Origin of the sequence: Lysinibacillus sp. A4 (assembly GCF_024919535.1) — a bacterium.
GTDB classification, from domain to species: Bacteria; Bacillota; Bacilli; order Bacillales_A; family Planococcaceae; genus Lysinibacillus; species Lysinibacillus capsici.
Genome location: NZ_JANWTB010000001.1, coordinates 642,660 through 658,132, shown reverse-complemented (window position 1 = coordinate 658,132; position 15,473 = coordinate 642,660). Strand labels below are relative to the sequence as shown.

Below are 15,473 nucleotides of genomic sequence, written 5' to 3'. Positions count from 1 at the left end.
TTAACATCTTTTACATTTTTCAAGTCTCGTCAGAGCTGTTTAAAATTTATGCTTCGAAAAAAATTTAAAAAGAAGGATGGATAATATAATAAAATAGTGTTATCGTAAGACTAGCTAAATAAAAATATTCTTCGGGGTAGGGTGAAATTCCCGATCGGCGGTGATGAAGCAATTCAAAGTCCGTGAGCGCAAGCTGATTTGGTGCAAATCCAAAACCGACAGTTACAGTCTGGATGGGAGAAGGGTAAAAATGCGAACTTTTTAAATTGATTCTAATTTAGAAGGTTTATTTGACTATGCATTTACTACAAATCTTCCCAATCATCTTGTGGGAAGTTTTTTTATTTAGCTACAATCGAATAGAAGATGTTCTTCGGGGTAGGGTGAAATTCCCAATCGGCGGTGATGAAGCAATTCAAAGTCCGTGAGCGCAAGCTGATTTGGTGCAAATCCAAAACCGACAGTGATAGTCTGGATGGGAGAAGAACGAATGAGATGACAGTCTATGAAAAAATTGTTTTCAAATAGGCTTATTTGTTGATGTCTTATACTCCCAAAACCCCTTTGATGTAAAGGGGTTTTTATTTTTTATTGCTAACGAGAGAAGGGAGAAGGATAAGGCACAAAAACAGGTGGAACAACTTTAAAAGTAAAGGATAGAAGTGCTAATAAAGTAGAGTAGGTGATGGAATGTTTACAGGACTTGTAGAGGATATTGGTATCATAAAAGCCGTGCAAAGCGATCGGGACAGTATGAAAATTACGGTGCAATCAGCCAAGATAACAGAGGATGTCAAGCTTGGTGACAGTATAGCGGTCAATGGAGTTTGTTTAACGGTGACAAATTTCACACAACAGCAGCTTACGATGGATGTTATGCCTGAAACAGTCAAAGCAACAAATCTACAGCAGCTGGCAATAGGTGATTCTGTTAATTTGGAGCGTGCCATGCCTGCTAATGGGCAATTTGGTGGCCATTTTGTTGCTGGTCATGTTGATGGAGTCGGCAAAATTTTGCGAAAACGTCCAGTAGCAAACGCCGTTTATATTGATATCGAATTGTCAGAGGAACTAACCAACTTCTGTATTCCAAAGGGTTCCATAACAATTGATGGCACAAGCTTAACCCTTTTTCATGTTGAAGCCAAGAGTGTCACAATTTCACTTATTCCTCATACTTACAAAGAAACCGTTTTAGGTATGAAGAGGGTTGGAGCAATCGTTAATATCGAAACCGATTTAGTTGGAAAATACATTATAGGGCAATTAAAAAAGGGGCAAACAACGCCAGCTATTACAAGAGATTATTTAGCACAACATGGTTTTTAAATCACAGAATAGGAGTTGATCATCGTGCTACATTCAATTGAAGAAGCCATAGAGGATTTAAGGCAGGGCAATATGATTGTGGTGGTTGATGATGAGGATCGAGAAAATGAAGGAGATCTTCTGGCACTCGCTGAATTCATCACACCAGCAACAATCAACTTTATGGCAACCAATGGTAGAGGTTTAATTTGTACGCCGATTTCACAGCAGCTTGCACAAAAGCTAGATTTATATCCAATGGTTCAGCACAATACAGATAACCATCAAACCGCATTTACGGTAAGTATCGATCATGTAGAAACAACGACAGGGATTAGCGCCTTTGAGCGTGCGCTAACGATACAAAGGATGGTAGAAAAGCAAGCTAAGCCGACTGATTTTCGTCGACCAGGCCATATTTTTCCGTTGATTGCGAAAGAGCAAGGCGTGCTGGAACGGAGAGGACACACGGAGGCCACTATTGATCTAGCGAAGCTTTGTCATAGCGTACCTGCAGGTGTTATTTGCGAAATTATGGGTGATGATGGGCACATGCTTCGGTTTGAAGAACTAACAAATTACGCTGCACATCATGGCTTAAAAATGATCTCGATAGAAGCATTGGTTGCTTATCGTCAACAATTATCCACTAATAAAACTAAAATTTCTATGTAAAAAGGAGAAGGAACAATGGGTCAAACATTTGAAGCACAATTAATTGGAACGGATTTGAAAATTGCAGTAGTAGTGGGTCGTTTTAATGAGTTTATTACTAGCAAATTATTGGATGGGGCAATGGATGGTTTAACTCGTCATGGGGTTGATTCTGCATCTATTGATGTTGCATGGGTGCCAGGAGCTTTTGAAGTTCCTTTTATAGCGAAACAACTGGCAGAAACCAAGAAATATGATGCTATTATTGGTTTAGGTACTGTTATTCGTGGCTCTACAACACACTATGACTATGTTTGTAATGAATCGGCAAAAGGCATTGCCAATGTGTCATTGTCAACGAATGTACCTGTTATTTTTGGAATTGTTACTACCGAAAATATTGAACAGGCAATTGAACGTGCAGGAACGAAATCTGGTAATAAAGGCTATGATGCTGCAATGTCTGCAATTGAGATGGCAAATCTAAAGAAAATGATTGGATCAGGACAATTTGAATAGTCGTCACAACATTTGTTTCTTTGAATATTTTGAACAACCATGGGAAAAATATGCTTAAGTGTATTTATTGAAGGTGATTGTTTTCATAAATGTACTAATCTTGAGCTGGCTCAGTAGGAGATGAGAAGTATTTCATCAATGGAACAAATTAATTTGAAAATGTTGAAATCACTATTTCAACGCTCTGCTGATGTGATTTTCCAACAATATAATTTTCAGCAATATACAGTACATTTGATTACTTGTGATGCAATGGTCAATGAGCAAATACTTCAAACTGTGGTTGTTCAACGTGTTCAATCTTTGTTATGCAATGTCACGGAGGACATGCTAGAGGAAGAAATTGAACAGCATTTACACATTCCCTATTTACAAAAGATTTTATCGAAAGAGGATGCGGTAACTAGGGTCTATAAAGGCCATGTTTTACTGTATTTTGAAGAAAATCAATTACTTTATTCTAGTGATATTTCAAAAAGACCCAATCGAGAGCCTGGGGAAACAACATTAGAACTAGTAGTAAAGGGACCTAGAGATGACTTTATTGAAGATGTTTTTATTAATATTGCTTTATTAAGAAAGCGATTACCGACTAATTCTTTTAGTATAGAGACATTAGAAATTGGTAAGCGTTCTAAAACAACCGTAGCCATACTATATATGGAAGACATTGTGAATTTAAATATGCTGGAACAAATTCGACTTCAATTACAAAAAATTGATACGGATATTGTTATCAATGGCGACTTATTAATGGAAAAAATTGAAAAGACAGCGACAATTCTTCCAAGACATGATTATACAGGAAGACCTGATTTTGCTATGCAGGCCTTAATTAGAGGAAGAATACTCTTAATGATTGATGGTGTGTCCTATGCCATAATTACACCTGCGAATATTATGTTGCTCTTTAAATCAGCAGAGGATAATGAGTACCCACTCATTGTTAGCTCGATGGAACGATTACTCAGAATTGTCGGGATATTAATAAGTATGCTACTGCCAGGTTTTTGGCTTGCATTGACGACATATCATCAAGAACAGCTTCCATTTTTACTACTGGCAACGGTTGTCGAATCGAGAACGGGATTGCCTTTCCCAACCATTCTAGAAATTTTAATGATGCTATTTATGTTTGAATTGTTTCGTGAAGCCAACTTACGTCTTCCGAGTGCCGTCAGTGGCTCCGTTAGTGTGGTAGGAGGACTAATTATTGGGGATGCAGCGATTAAAGCAGGTGTTACAAGCCCCTCAATGATTGTTGTGATTGCCATTTCTAGTATCGCTGCATTTACATTGGTCAATCAATCCTTTGTGACGGCTATGAGTATTTTTCGATTAATCATTATTATGGCTTCGGCATTTTTTGGTTTATTTGGTTTTTTTATATCCGTGTTTTTCATCCTTTTATACACTGCGAATATGAGAGTCTTGGGAGTGCCGTACGTAAACTTTAGTGCCGATTTTGAAAAGGGCAATATACGTAAGTCCCTATTGCGACTATCTCCAAAGGGCTATAGTAAACGACCTACCTTTCTAAAGCCGCAAGATCAAACACGGACTTCAAGTAAAAAATAAGCATATTGTGATGAGATCAGGTATTGTTGATACCTGATCTTTTTTTGTTACCTTTGCTTTAGTGGTTTTTTTAATTTTCCATTTAAATAGGAAATGAGACATAAAAAGTTATTACTTATCTTTTTAGTTTACTTTCTTGTCAAGGATTATTAAACTATTTGTTACAGTGTGTAATTTTGGGTATGAATAAAATAAAAATTGATTTTGTGTTTTAATTTATGTAGGATATACAAGCAATGTTTGCTTTACAAACAAAAAATAGAGTTAATTATAATATAATAATATTCTAGAATATTTATAGATGAGGAAGTACCGTTTTTTATGAAAAATAGAAAAATAAAACTAATATTAATTCTATCAACGATTTTATTATGTTTGTTTACAAGTTTAAACATCTTTACATCCTATGTAAAAATAAAAAAGACCGTTGAAGAGTCGATTGCCAATCAAAGCTTAGAGGCAGCCCATTCTATTGCTGCATCCATAGATACGGATGCCTATCAGCAATTTTTAAATAATCCACAGGAAAATGATTATTATTGGAAAGTAAGAAATTATTTAAACGATGCAAGGATAAAATTAGGTGCACTATTTGTTTACACCTTAAAGGTGGACAATCCTGAAGTATCTATAGCCATGATTACAGGAATGCCAAAAGAAATGAAAGAGGGCTTCGGTATTGGCGTGGTTTGTACTGTTCCTGCAAAGCATGTTGAAAAGGCCTATAATGGTGAAACCTATGTTACAGAGGTAATTCATGATTCTGAACATGGGTCTTATTTATCTGTTGGTGCACCCATCAAAGATGATAATGGAACAATTATCGGGTATTTAGGCATTGACATTAGTGCAGATACGCTAAATGGTATTAAGGGTAAAGTCATTGAAGACAACCTATTTAATTTTATTTTTAATGGTGTACTTATTTTAATTGTCATCGGTTCTTTTTTATTTTTACAAAGATGGTATCAAAAAGAGGTAGCGAAGGAAGTTGGCGCTACAGAGGACACATATCTAGCAGAAATCAAAACATTGATTACTTCGGTGTCGTCCCTACGTCATGATTTTACGAACCATATCCAAGTGTTACATGGTTTATTACAATTAGAAAAAACAGATCAGGCGAGACAATATTTATCCTCACTATCAAAAGAAGTTCAGGCGATTAAGTCATTAAAATTAAATATTGATCATCCAGGTTTGTCCATCTTATTGCAAACGAAGAAATTAACGGCTCAAAATCATCATATTGATATGGATTTTACGCTTTCTCAAAATGACTTTAATAAGATTAAAACGACAGATTTAATCAAGATTCTATCCAATTTAATTGATAATGCGATTGACGCTGCTGTTGAATTACCTGAGGAACAACGTAAGATTAAGATTTGCTGTACAGCAGATGAATCTCAGTATGAATTTAAAATTACCAACACTGGGCCAAATATTGCGAATCCCGATCACATATTCAAACAAGGATTTTCAACGAAAAAACATGAGAATGGTAGACTAAGAGGGCAAGGCTTATTTATTGTCAAAGAAATTGTCACTAAATATAATGGTCATATTTCAATTGACTCATCAAAACATTTAGAAACGACTGCTATTGTCAGAATTCCAATAAAATAACAAAAAAAGCTTCCTACAAAAAGTTGTGGGGAGCTTTTTTCTATGTACAGCACATACATTACAAAGTAGAAAGTGATATGATGAAGGAGATGAAGAAAATGGAAAAGGGTCTCCTAGCGTTATTGAGAAAAGGTGGGCTAACCTTATATGCAAGACACGGAACAGCAACTATTGGTGTAGATCAAGCATATGGTACATTTCAAAGTTGTCAAAATCAACGGAATTTATCCGATCAAGGTCGTAGGGAGGCAATTTATTATGGTCAAATGCTACGCTATTGGCAAATTCCCATCCTTTCCACTATCACTACCAGTCCTTTTTGTCGGACCATTGAAACAGCACGTTTGGCATTTCCAAACAGCAATCTCCAAATTGACCCCTTCTTGTTTGAAATCTTTATGTTAGGTGGCAATCTTCCTACAGTAGTGCAAAGCAGTATAGTAACGATTTCTACATCGATGCTGGAAATCATCCCACCCGAGGGCATAAACAACATAATCATTGGGCATAGCTTTCCAAGAAATGTGGGGCTGGGCATCATTTCGAATATGGGGACGGTTGTCATAAAACCTAAAGGTCAAGGACATGGTTATGAGATTGTGAGAAAACTAACCTTAGAAAATCTAGCAGCATTAGATTCCATTTGAAAAGAGGGATTGTATGAAGATTAAAACAGTTGCACAATGTACATTAGATGAAGTATTGAAAGCATGGAACAAAGGCTTTGAAGGTTATTTTATTGAAATTAATATGACAGCAGAAATGTTTTTACAGCGACTAGTGGGGGAGGGGTTATCTCCTGAGCATTCTATTGTCGTTTTTGATCAAGAGGAACCGATTGCCATTGTGATGAATGGCTTTCGTACCATCGATGGCCAAAAAACAGCTTGGAATGGTGGGACTGGTATTTCTCCAGCATATCGTGGTAAGGGTGTCTCGCGCCTATTAATGGAGGAAACCCTAGCTATCTATAAGCGAGAAAATGTAGAATTGGGTACGTTAGAAGCCATTAAGGAAAATCAGGTAGCCGTTGCCTTATATGAAAAATATGGCTATGTGGTTGCCAATCAACTATTATTTTTAAGCGGCGAGTATGAAGCAAAGGTAACATCTACAGTAGCCCTTCATATTGCGACCATTCGCCCAGAGCAGCTAGCACATCTATCTTTCTATCGGGAAAATGTTCCTTGGCAGTGTAACTGGCAGAGCGTGAAGCATGGGGAAGCAAAGGTGTTTTATAATGATAACAATGAACCACTTGGCTATATGCTATACAAAACATTGTGGAATGAATATGGTGAGGTGGAGCGTATTCTACTTTATCAAATGGTAATACTAGAGGAAAGTAATGTAGAGTTAATAACACAGTTTTTAGCAAGTATTACAACACATAAAGTCCATTTGACGACAGTGAATTTCTTAGCGAGCAATCCAGCAACGAGCTATTTGTTAAAGCATGGATTAAAGGTGACAACAGAGCAGGTACAGATGACAAAGCAACTATAAGCCAGGCTTTTCATCTTATAATTATCCAGCGAAGCATAGTTATGTGAAGCTATTTGATCAAACCTAACATGATGAGGAATTTTTAATTAATGAGCGAGCCTCCATTTATTGGAGGCTCACTTTTCTATGATTATTCAACGGTTACAGCAAGTTCTTTCACAATGATTGATGGGGAACCATGACCACTTGGTAAAAAGTAAAGATCAGAGCTAATAGCTTCTATATTTTTAAGCAAACTAAAGAAATTACCCGCAATGGTCATTTGCCTCACGGGTGATGCAAGTTTGCCATCTTGAATATGAAACCCTTGTGCAGCAACAGAGAAGTCGCCTGAAATACTATTTGTACCAGAATGAAGTCCGGATAAATTGGTTACAAGTACTCCTTCTGATAAAGAGGAGATTAATGTGTCCTGTGTATCTTGGCCAGGTGCAATATATATGTTTTGAGGCGCAATGGACAAGGTATCTTTATAGGATTCTCTTTTTGCATGACCTGTTGTCTCACAGCCATCTTTAGCAGCTGTTTTCCGATTATGCAAAAGTGTTTGTAATGTCCCCTCAGTAATAATGGCCTGATGTTTTGTCGCAACCCCCTCACCATCAAAGTTCCCACCAGATAACGCATCGGGATGATAAGGAACATTGAGGAGTGTGACTCCTTTAGAAGCGACTTGCTGTCCCACTTTTCCTTTTAATAATGATTGATTTTTTTGTGCATTTTCAGCAGAAAAAATGGGCATAAAAGTATTAAGTAGTGAGGCTGCCGCATCATGACGAAGAAGGATTGGATATTTACTAGAAGGGATGGACTGTTCACCTAAGTTTGCAAGTGCCTCCTCAGCCACCCTCTTGGCAATAGTATCTACATCAAGTGCATGGAAATCCCTTGTTGTTTTTAAATAATCACCTGTTTTTAGCTCGTCGCCTTCTTTGACCACTGTCGAAAGGTAAAGGATTAAGCCATTTTCTTTATGAGATAAAGACAATTTTTTACTATTCGCTAATGTTCGTTCCGTCGAATAGTATTGTAGTATACAATAATCAAGTGTAACGATGCGAGGGTCGTAAGCTCGGATTTTCTGTTCGATAGCACGTAAGAACTCGATTTTTTCAGGAATACTAACTGCAGCTAGCTCTTCATTGTAAAAAGAGTGCTCAGCATATTCCAGGCTACCTTCAAAAATGGAAAGGTCTTCATACTCATCTAATACATCTGCATTGGCTTTTACATAGTCAATTAAAAAAGAAATGGAATCCTCATCTACTTTTTCCGTATAAGCATAGCCCATCTTACCATTGTAGACACCACGAAGGCTAAGTCCACCATCCTCTGATGTTTCATAGCTATCTAATTCACCCTCATACAGTGTGCATTGGAAAGAAGTTTTCTGTTCATAATAGACTTCTGCTTCCGTTAGCCCAGCCAGTGCGGCTTCTTGTAAAAGTTTATTTTGGAACTGTGTGATACTCATAGTCTATTCCCCCTTTGTTCCACCAACTGTTATTTCACTTACGCGAATCATCGGCTGTCCGACATTGACAGGAAGGCTACCACTAAGTGATCCACACATACCTGCTCCATGAGCGAGATTATTCCCAACTCGATCTACTAGTTGTAATGTCTTGGCACCATTGCCAATGAGCGTGGCGCCTCGCACAGGACGATCTATTTTGCCATCTTTGACAATATAGGCTTCCATCACTGCAAAATTATAATCACCAGTTGCAGGGGAAACTTGTCCCCCACCCATATATTTTGCATAAATCCCATACTCAGTTGAGGCAATTATGTCTGCTGGGGTAGATGTGCCCGGTGCAATGTAAGTATTCGTCATACGAGAGGTTGGATTAAATCGATAAGATTGTCGACGTGAAGAGCCTGTTGGTTGCGCATTCATGCGTCGAGCATTAAATTTGTCAATTAGGTAACCCTTTAAAATGCCATTTTCAATTAAAACATTTCTTCTTGTTTGTTCTCCTTCATCGTCAATGTTGAGAGAACCCCATTCATTCGGAAGTGTGCCATCATCTATATAAGTAACAATTTCAGGAGCTACTCTTTCACCAATACGATTGGCAAAAACAGAATTGTTTTTGGCAACAGCCGTGGCCTCTAAACCATGACCACAAGCTTCGTGGAAAATAACACCACCAAATTCATTATCAATAATGACAGGGAATTTACCACTTGGACATTCATCTGCATGCAGCATCGTCACAGCAATACGTGCAGCTTCTCCTGCATAGTGGTTTAAATCTAGTTGCTCAATAAATTCAAAGCCTGCATGTGCACCAGGTCCATAAAAGCCTGTTTGGACTTCAGTGCCTTCTGTAGCTGTTGCTTGTATGCTGAGCCTACTGTGAACACGTGTATCCTCCACAAATTTGCCTTCTGAATTAGCTATTAAAACGTTTTGTTGTTCGTCTAAATAGCGAACTCTGGCTTGGTTAATCCGAGAATCGTAATTTCTTGCTATGGAATCTGCTTGACGCATAATAGCTATTTTACTTGTGTGCTCCACTGTATTAGGCATACGGAGGATTTGATGAATAGGTGTGATGATGTCTTTTTGGAGTGGATGAATAGTTCCTGTTGCTCCACCTTTAATCGCTATTGCTGCTCTTTTGGCCGCTGCTAGTAAACCTTCCTCTGAAAAGTCATTCGTATAGGTATATATACTTTGAAATCCTGAAAAAATTCGGATGCCAATACCGAAATCACGTCCAGCAATACTTTGTTCAATTTTCTCGCTCTGTAATAGGAATTCATTGGTGTACTTATCTTCAATGAAGATTTCAGAAAAATCACCGCCTGTTGCAAGAGCCGCTTCAAGTACATTTTCTATAATAGATTGTTTAAGCATGTATCTTCCTCCTTTTCTTGATTATACCAAATTATTAAAAAATTCTGTATTATGCTATTTTCCTAGATACCTGATGAAATAACCGCACGACTGTATGTATATTACCAACTAAATTTTTTATGACATATTTTTTATACACTTTCACCAAACTAATGGAAAGGCAGAGGAAGGTGAAGAGATGCAACAACCATTTGATGTGGGTGATATTGTTTATATTTTTTACCGCAATCCACATATTCAAGATGTAACGAATATACAGGAAGCGGCAGTCGTTTATCATCCAGAAAAACCAGAGGAGCTAGCGCTATTTTTATTTGAAACCTATTATCCAATCACAAATGACATGGTGATTTTTGCAAGCGAGATGGCGGCTGAACAGGCCTATCACCAGTATTTTCATTAAGGGAGGACTCATATGATAAAGCCATTTACCCCTCAGCTTGTTTATTTTGAGCCAGATGCCCTCCAGTATCCATTAGGTCAGGAGCTAAAAGAGAAGTTTGAGCAGATGGGAATTGAAATTCGCTATACAACTTCCCATAATCAAGTGAGAAACCTTCCTGGAGACAATGATTTTCAAAAGTATCGGGTAGCAAAATCGACCTTAGTAGTGGGTATTCGAAAAACATTAAAGTTTGATACATCTAAGCCATCAGCGGAATATGCCATCCCATTTGCGACTGGCTGTATGGGGCATTGTCATTATTGCTATTTACAAACAACAATGGGCAGCAAACCTTATATTAGGACCTATGTCAATGTCGATGAAATCCTAGAACAGGCCGATCACTATATGGCTGAACGAGCACCTGACATCACTCGCTTTGAGGCATCCTGTACTTCTGATATTGTAGGAATTGATCATCTTACACATACCTTAAAGCGTGCCATTGAGCATTTTGGACAAAGTGAGCTAGGTCAGTTACGATTTGTAACGAAATTCCATCATGTGGATCATTTATTAGATGCCAAGCATAATGGTCGTACAAGGTTTCGTTTTAGTGTCAATGCTGATTATGTGATTAAGCACTTTGAGCCAGGTACATCACCATTGGAAAAGCGCATTGAGGCTGCGGGGAAAGTGGCAAGAGCTGGATACCCACTCGGATTTATTGTTGCGCCAATCTATCTTCATGATGGCTGGCAGGAGGGCTATTATCATATGTTTGAGCGATTGGACGCTGAATTGCCAAAGGATGTGCGCGATGACATCACCTTTGAATTTATTCAACATCGCTTTACAAAGCCTGCAAAGCGTGTGATTGAAAAAAATTATCCAATGACGAAGCTAGAGCTCGACGAGACGGTAAGACGATATAAATGGGGCAAATATGGCATTGGTAAATATATTTATCAAAAAGAGGAAGAAGAAGACATTAAGGAACATTTGTATGGCTATATGCAGAAGTTTTTCCCTCAAGCAAAATTAGAATATTTTACATGACAATAAGAGAGAAAACGGCATGTTTTCTCTCTAAATTAATTGTGCGATATATGGTTCAATAAATCGACGATCTTTTAAATTGTTTGGCAAATGGAAAAGGGAGAAATATTGCATAGTCTCTGATTCATTGTAATCAATCACTAAATTACCAAGCACATTTCTTGTAGAGAAGACTGCTGTAACTGCGTATAATTCGTCCCCATTCGAAACTTTAGGTAACAATCCGGGCCAGAAAAAACACCTAGTAACTGTAAATCTGTGATGGCTAGTCCTGTCTCTTCTTATACCTCTCTTTTGGCCGTATCCTCTAAGCTCTCGCCTAATTCCATTAATCCTTCAGGAAGCCCCCAACCACCATCATCTCTTTTTTGTAGTAATATTTCGTTTTCAGTACTAAGAATGAGAACCACCGAACCAGGTAAAAATAATGGGTTGGTGTCCTACATACTGTCTTAAAAATTTATAGTATTCCATAATGACACCCCTTTCTCTAAATGATTCTAATTGGTAAATTCTTCTTAATTATGGTCCTTGTATAATCTGAAAGTCAATGGTAACGCTAACAGAGATTGTTGTGAAGAAGGAGAGAATACTTGAATGGATTCATTTCAACTAAATTGTTGGTCAGAATATGGCGAACTGAAAGTAGTGATGCTTTGTGCACCTTCACTCGTAGATGTAACGGATTTAACAATAGCAGAGCAGGTTGGTTGGAGTGATACGGTCAACCATCAGAAGGCTATGGATAATTTCATGGCATTAAAGACAACATTCGAAAACGCAGGGGTACATGTACTTGATTATGCAAGAGAACTAGCCCACGATCAGCAGCTATTAAGTGAGCAGCTCCTCAATCGTTATTTTGTGCGTGACCTAGCCTGTGTCATTGGGAATCGGCTTTTACTTGGAAATGCTGGAAGTTCACTTAGAAAACCAGAGTACCCTCTTGCACATTCACTATTAGAAAAATGGTTACCACAACAATGGAAAGCTAATTTGCAGCCGCTTCATTCCTTCGAATGTGGAGATTTGTTAATTTTAAATAAAGATGCTGTGCTTATTAATCTTGGAATGAGAACATCGATAGAAGCTATCGAAGGCTTAAAGGAAGGCATTTTTCAAGAGGGGTTTTCTGAAATTGCCATAATTGATTTACCGAAAAGCAATGATACGCTGCATTTAGATATGAATTGTAATGTTGTAAACGCAAATCTGGTTGTTGCTAAAAGCTTTGTACGCCATTTTCCTATTCAGGTGTTAACAGCTCAAAGCAGTCGTTTTGATATGCTAGAGTCATTTTTAAAGCGTCATGGTTTGGATGTTTACTGGCTGAACTCGTATAAGACCATTCCAGACATCAACTTTATTAACCTGAATCCTGAAACACTGTTGATAAGCAAGCAGGCAACACAACAACAATTATTGGCGCATCCACTGCTGAAGAATAAAAACTTGCTTGAAGTTGATGTCACTGAGCTTGAAAAAGGCGGTGGTGGCATTCGATGTATGACATTGCCATTGGTAAGAACGTAACGAAGGGTTGAGAACAAATGACTTCAAAATCAGCTAAAGGAAGTATGGCCTGGTGGCAGCTTTCGCTTCTTGGAATCGGTTGTACTTTGGGAACGGGCTTTTTTCTTGGGACAAGTATGGCCATTCATAAAAGTGGGCCTGCGGTATTGATTCCTTTTTTATTAGCGGCCATTTGTACGTATATCGTGTATGATGCACTTGTTAAAATGTCTGTGGAAAATCCAGATAAAGGCTCTTTTCGTACCTATGCCAAGCAAGCCTTTGGACGCTGGGCTGGATTTAGCAATGGCTGGGTGTACTTGATTTCTGAGCTATTAATCATGGGAAGCCAGCTGATGGCGCTCGGCATTTTTACGAAATTTTGGTTTCCGGCACTGCCTCTGTGGATTGCTGCATCGATTTATGCTGCTATTGGTTTAGTCGTTATTCTCACAGGCATGAAGGGCTTTGAAAATTTCCAAAATATCTTCGGTGCCTTAAAGGCAGCTGCCATCATTATGTTCATTATTGTAGCAGTGGTCATCATCATGAAAGGTACACCATCTACTACAATGGCTTCACTTCAAGCTAATTATGAAGCATTTTTTTCACAAGGACTAAAAGGTATTTGGCTCGGATTACTTTATGCCTTTTATGCCTACGGAGGAATTGAAGTGATGGGTTTAATGGTCATCGATTTGAAAAATCCAAAAGAGGCACCAAAAGCGGGGAGAATTATGCTGATCGTGATTACCGTTATTTTTATCATGGCCATCGCCCTTGCAATAGTACTCGTTTCGTGGAAAGACTTTTCGATTGATGAAAGTCCTTTTATTACAGCGCTTCAAGGACACCATATCCCTTTTGTGGCAGATATCTTTAATGGTGTGCTAATCATTGCTGGTTTTTCAACGATGGTGGCCTCGCTTTACGCGGTGATCACCATTCTCACTACACTTGCAGAGGATCATGATGCACCGGCAGTCCTTGCAAAGAAAGGAAAAATGAAAGTTCCTTTTCCAGCCTTTTTATTTTTAACGAGTGGGCTAGTAATGACGATTGTAATTGGTTTTTTGATGCCAGAAAAAATCTTTGAATATTTGATTACAGCGGCGGGTTTAATGTTGATCTATAATTGGCTTTTTATTTTAGTGACCTACTGGAAGCTCATGGAGTTAACTAAGTGGGGGCATGTAAAGAATGCTATGGGGATGTTGCTCATTGCTGTGACGGTATCTGGAACTTTAGGTGAAAAAACAAGCAGACTCGGTTTTTATGTGAGCCTGCTCTTTATAGCCTTAATCAGTGTGGCGACCTGGATTGTTGTGAAAAGGCAAAAAAACATTACGTAATGAACCGTTTTCCTGAGACATCCTTAAAAAAGGACATTTGGATGGACTATGGTTATCATCACTTAAGAAGTACTGCTTCCATTCATAACTATCTTCTTGCCCATACCATTTCAAATCTGGATGTCCTGGGACTGTGTCGTAGTCTGCAATCCGCTGACGAATGAGCTTTTTGATTTTTCGCCCAAAGGCTGTGGTGTCGTTTATATCATCGAATATCCAACGGGGTTGAATGGCCATTAATAAAGTGGAAAAATGACGACTTTTTCGCAATTTATGGGCTGGTGTTGCACAAGAGATAAAATAGGGTTCACCATGAAAGCAAAACTCCCATTCATGGTGAGTAGGCTCCATTGGTATTCCTTCAGGCCAATTCATCTCATCCAAATTGGTTAAATTATTTAATATGGCCCAAAATAACTGCTGATAATCTGCTACCTCAAAGCTATCTTGCATATCGTGAGGGGTATGAAAGAACACAGTAAGAGTTGTATACTTCCCGAAAGTTCGTGATGCTTTCGTATAGTCCTTTAAGCATTGTGCTAACATTTTAATCGATTGCTCTTCCCGTGGATCCCCGACAAAACTATAGCGCAAATGGTTTGATAAAAAGCCCATTCTTGCTGGTATACACGGAAACGTATTTGCTTCATCCGCAATCGTGGCAGCAAAATCTGTATAGGCTGACCGTTGCCATAATGGAAGTGTATCAAACTGTTCTTCAATCCACTCCCGATCAAACACTACTACTTCCACTTGAGACTCCTCCTTCTACTCACCTTTATACTATTAAAGAAAAGACAAAGTGGTTACGAATCTGTGGTGCGTGACACTAAAGATTTTTAATGATTCAAGTCAAATTACGGCTAACCTTTTTGCGTGTAAGATGAATCATTCCATAAAGAAGAATGAGCAGTTTTGATTTAGAAGTGATCACTTCGAGCAAGGAGATGAGCAATTTGAAGTAAAAGAGAGCGCTTCGAACCAGGGAAAGAGCGGCTTTGCATGAAAAGAGAGTGCTTCAAGCCAATAAAAGAGCGGCTTTGAATCAGAAGCGAGCACTTTAAACCAAAGAAAGAGCGGTAGCGATTGAAAAGTGATCACTTAG

Annotated in this window: 15 protein-coding genes and 2 riboswitches; of the genes, 11 read left to right on the top strand and 4 right to left on the bottom strand. The window is 38.3% G+C overall.

Features of this window, described 5'->3' with window-relative positions:
- Nucleotides 1-123: 123 nt before the first annotated feature.
- Nucleotides 124-249: riboswitch (FMN riboswitch) on the top strand.
- Nucleotides 250-365: 116 nt separating this feature from the next.
- Nucleotides 366-491, top strand: a riboswitch (FMN riboswitch).
- 199 nt (nt 492-690) lie between these two features.
- The 7 genes from ribE to NY607_RS03620 all read left to right on the top strand — a co-directional run bounded on the left by ribE (nt 691) and on the right by NY607_RS03620 (nt 7,194).
- On the top strand, nt 691-1,329 hold the full coding sequence (gene ribE / locus NY607_RS03650) for a riboflavin synthase (RefSeq protein ID WP_259419165.1): 639 nt from the start codon (nt 691-693) through the stop codon (nt 1,327-1,329).
- A gap of 24 nt (nt 1,330-1,353) precedes the next feature.
- Nucleotides 1,354-1,983: a 3,4-dihydroxy-2-butanone-4-phosphate synthase gene (ribB, locus tag NY607_RS03645; RefSeq protein ID WP_131519706.1), complete on the top strand. Its 630-nt coding sequence runs from the start codon at nt 1,354-1,356 to the stop codon at nt 1,981-1,983.
- Between the two features lie 15 nt (nt 1,984-1,998).
- A complete protein-coding gene (gene ribH, locus NY607_RS03640) occupies nt 1,999-2,481 on the top strand; it encodes a 6,7-dimethyl-8-ribityllumazine synthase (RefSeq protein WP_048389922.1) in 483 nt (160 codons plus the stop codon).
- 138 nt (nt 2,482-2,619) lie between these two features.
- The gene (locus tag NY607_RS03635) at nt 2,620-4,059 is read left to right on the top strand and encodes a spore germination protein (protein ID WP_131519708.1); all 1,440 of its coding nucleotides are present in this window, start codon (nt 2,620-2,622) and stop codon (nt 4,057-4,059) included.
- A 321-nt stretch (nt 4,060-4,380) separates the two neighbouring features.
- Nucleotides 4,381-5,688: an ATP-binding protein gene (locus NY607_RS03630; protein ID WP_103117740.1), complete on the top strand. Its 1,308-nt coding sequence runs from the start codon at nt 4,381-4,383 to the stop codon at nt 5,686-5,688.
- A 98-nt stretch (nt 5,689-5,786) separates the two neighbouring features.
- Nucleotides 5,787-6,335, top strand: a complete 549-nt coding sequence (locus NY607_RS03625; protein WP_237900123.1) for a histidine phosphatase family protein — start codon at nt 5,787-5,789, stop codon at nt 6,333-6,335.
- A 13-nt stretch (nt 6,336-6,348) separates the two neighbouring features.
- The gene (locus NY607_RS03620; RefSeq protein WP_237900135.1) at nt 6,349-7,194 is read left to right on the top strand and encodes a GNAT family N-acetyltransferase; all 846 of its coding nucleotides are present in this window, start codon (nt 6,349-6,351) and stop codon (nt 7,192-7,194) included.
- Between the two features lie 130 nt (nt 7,195-7,324).
- Here NY607_RS03620 and NY607_RS03615 read toward each other — a convergent pair whose 3' ends face one another.
- Nucleotides 7,325-8,668, bottom strand: coding sequence for a TldD/PmbA family protein (locus NY607_RS03615; protein WP_237900137.1), 1,344 nt, complete (start codon nt 8,666-8,668; stop codon nt 7,325-7,327).
- A gap of 3 nt (nt 8,669-8,671) precedes the next feature.
- Nucleotides 8,672-10,060, bottom strand: coding sequence for a TldD/PmbA family protein (locus NY607_RS03610; protein WP_259419164.1), 1,389 nt, complete (start codon nt 10,058-10,060; stop codon nt 8,672-8,674).
- Between the two features lie 178 nt (nt 10,061-10,238).
- Here NY607_RS03610 and NY607_RS03605 point away from each other — a divergent pair, with 178 nt between their 5' ends.
- Nucleotides 10,239-10,463 (top strand): transcriptional regulator SplA domain-containing protein, encoded by a 225-nt coding sequence (locus tag NY607_RS03605; RefSeq protein WP_004232790.1) that lies wholly within the window; start codon nt 10,239-10,241, stop codon nt 10,461-10,463.
- Nucleotides 10,464-10,475: 12 nt separating this feature from the next.
- The gene (splB, locus tag NY607_RS03600; RefSeq protein ID WP_112117699.1) at nt 10,476-11,504 is read left to right on the top strand and encodes a spore photoproduct lyase; all 1,029 of its coding nucleotides are present in this window, start codon (nt 10,476-10,478) and stop codon (nt 11,502-11,504) included.
- 281 nt (nt 11,505-11,785) lie between these two features.
- On the opposite strand, the gene NY607_RS03595 is transcribed toward splB, so the two are convergent.
- Nucleotides 11,786-11,914: an NUDIX domain-containing protein gene (locus NY607_RS03595; RefSeq protein WP_227744828.1), complete on the bottom strand. Its 129-nt coding sequence runs from the start codon at nt 11,912-11,914 to the stop codon at nt 11,786-11,788.
- Nucleotides 11,915-12,101: 187 nt separating this feature from the next.
- Between NY607_RS03595 and NY607_RS03590 the strand changes: the two genes are divergently transcribed.
- Together NY607_RS03590 and NY607_RS03585 are read left to right on the top strand one after the other, a co-directional pair.
- Nucleotides 12,102-13,037, top strand: coding sequence for an arginine deiminase family protein (locus NY607_RS03590; protein ID WP_131519714.1), 936 nt, complete (start codon nt 12,102-12,104; stop codon nt 13,035-13,037).
- A 17-nt stretch (nt 13,038-13,054) separates the two neighbouring features.
- Nucleotides 13,055-14,368: an amino acid permease gene (locus NY607_RS03585; RefSeq protein WP_259419163.1), complete on the top strand. Its 1,314-nt coding sequence runs from the start codon at nt 13,055-13,057 to the stop codon at nt 14,366-14,368.
- On the opposite strand, the gene NY607_RS03580 is transcribed toward NY607_RS03585, so the two are convergent.
- Nucleotides 14,315-15,121 carry a YqcI/YcgG family protein gene (locus tag NY607_RS03580; protein ID WP_259419162.1) on the bottom strand — a complete coding sequence of 269 codons (807 nt, stop codon included), beginning with the start codon at nt 15,119-15,121 and terminating at the stop codon, nt 14,315-14,317. The genes NY607_RS03585 and NY607_RS03580 overlap by 54 nt on opposite strands.
- Between the last annotated feature and the right edge of the window lie 352 nt (nt 15,122-15,473).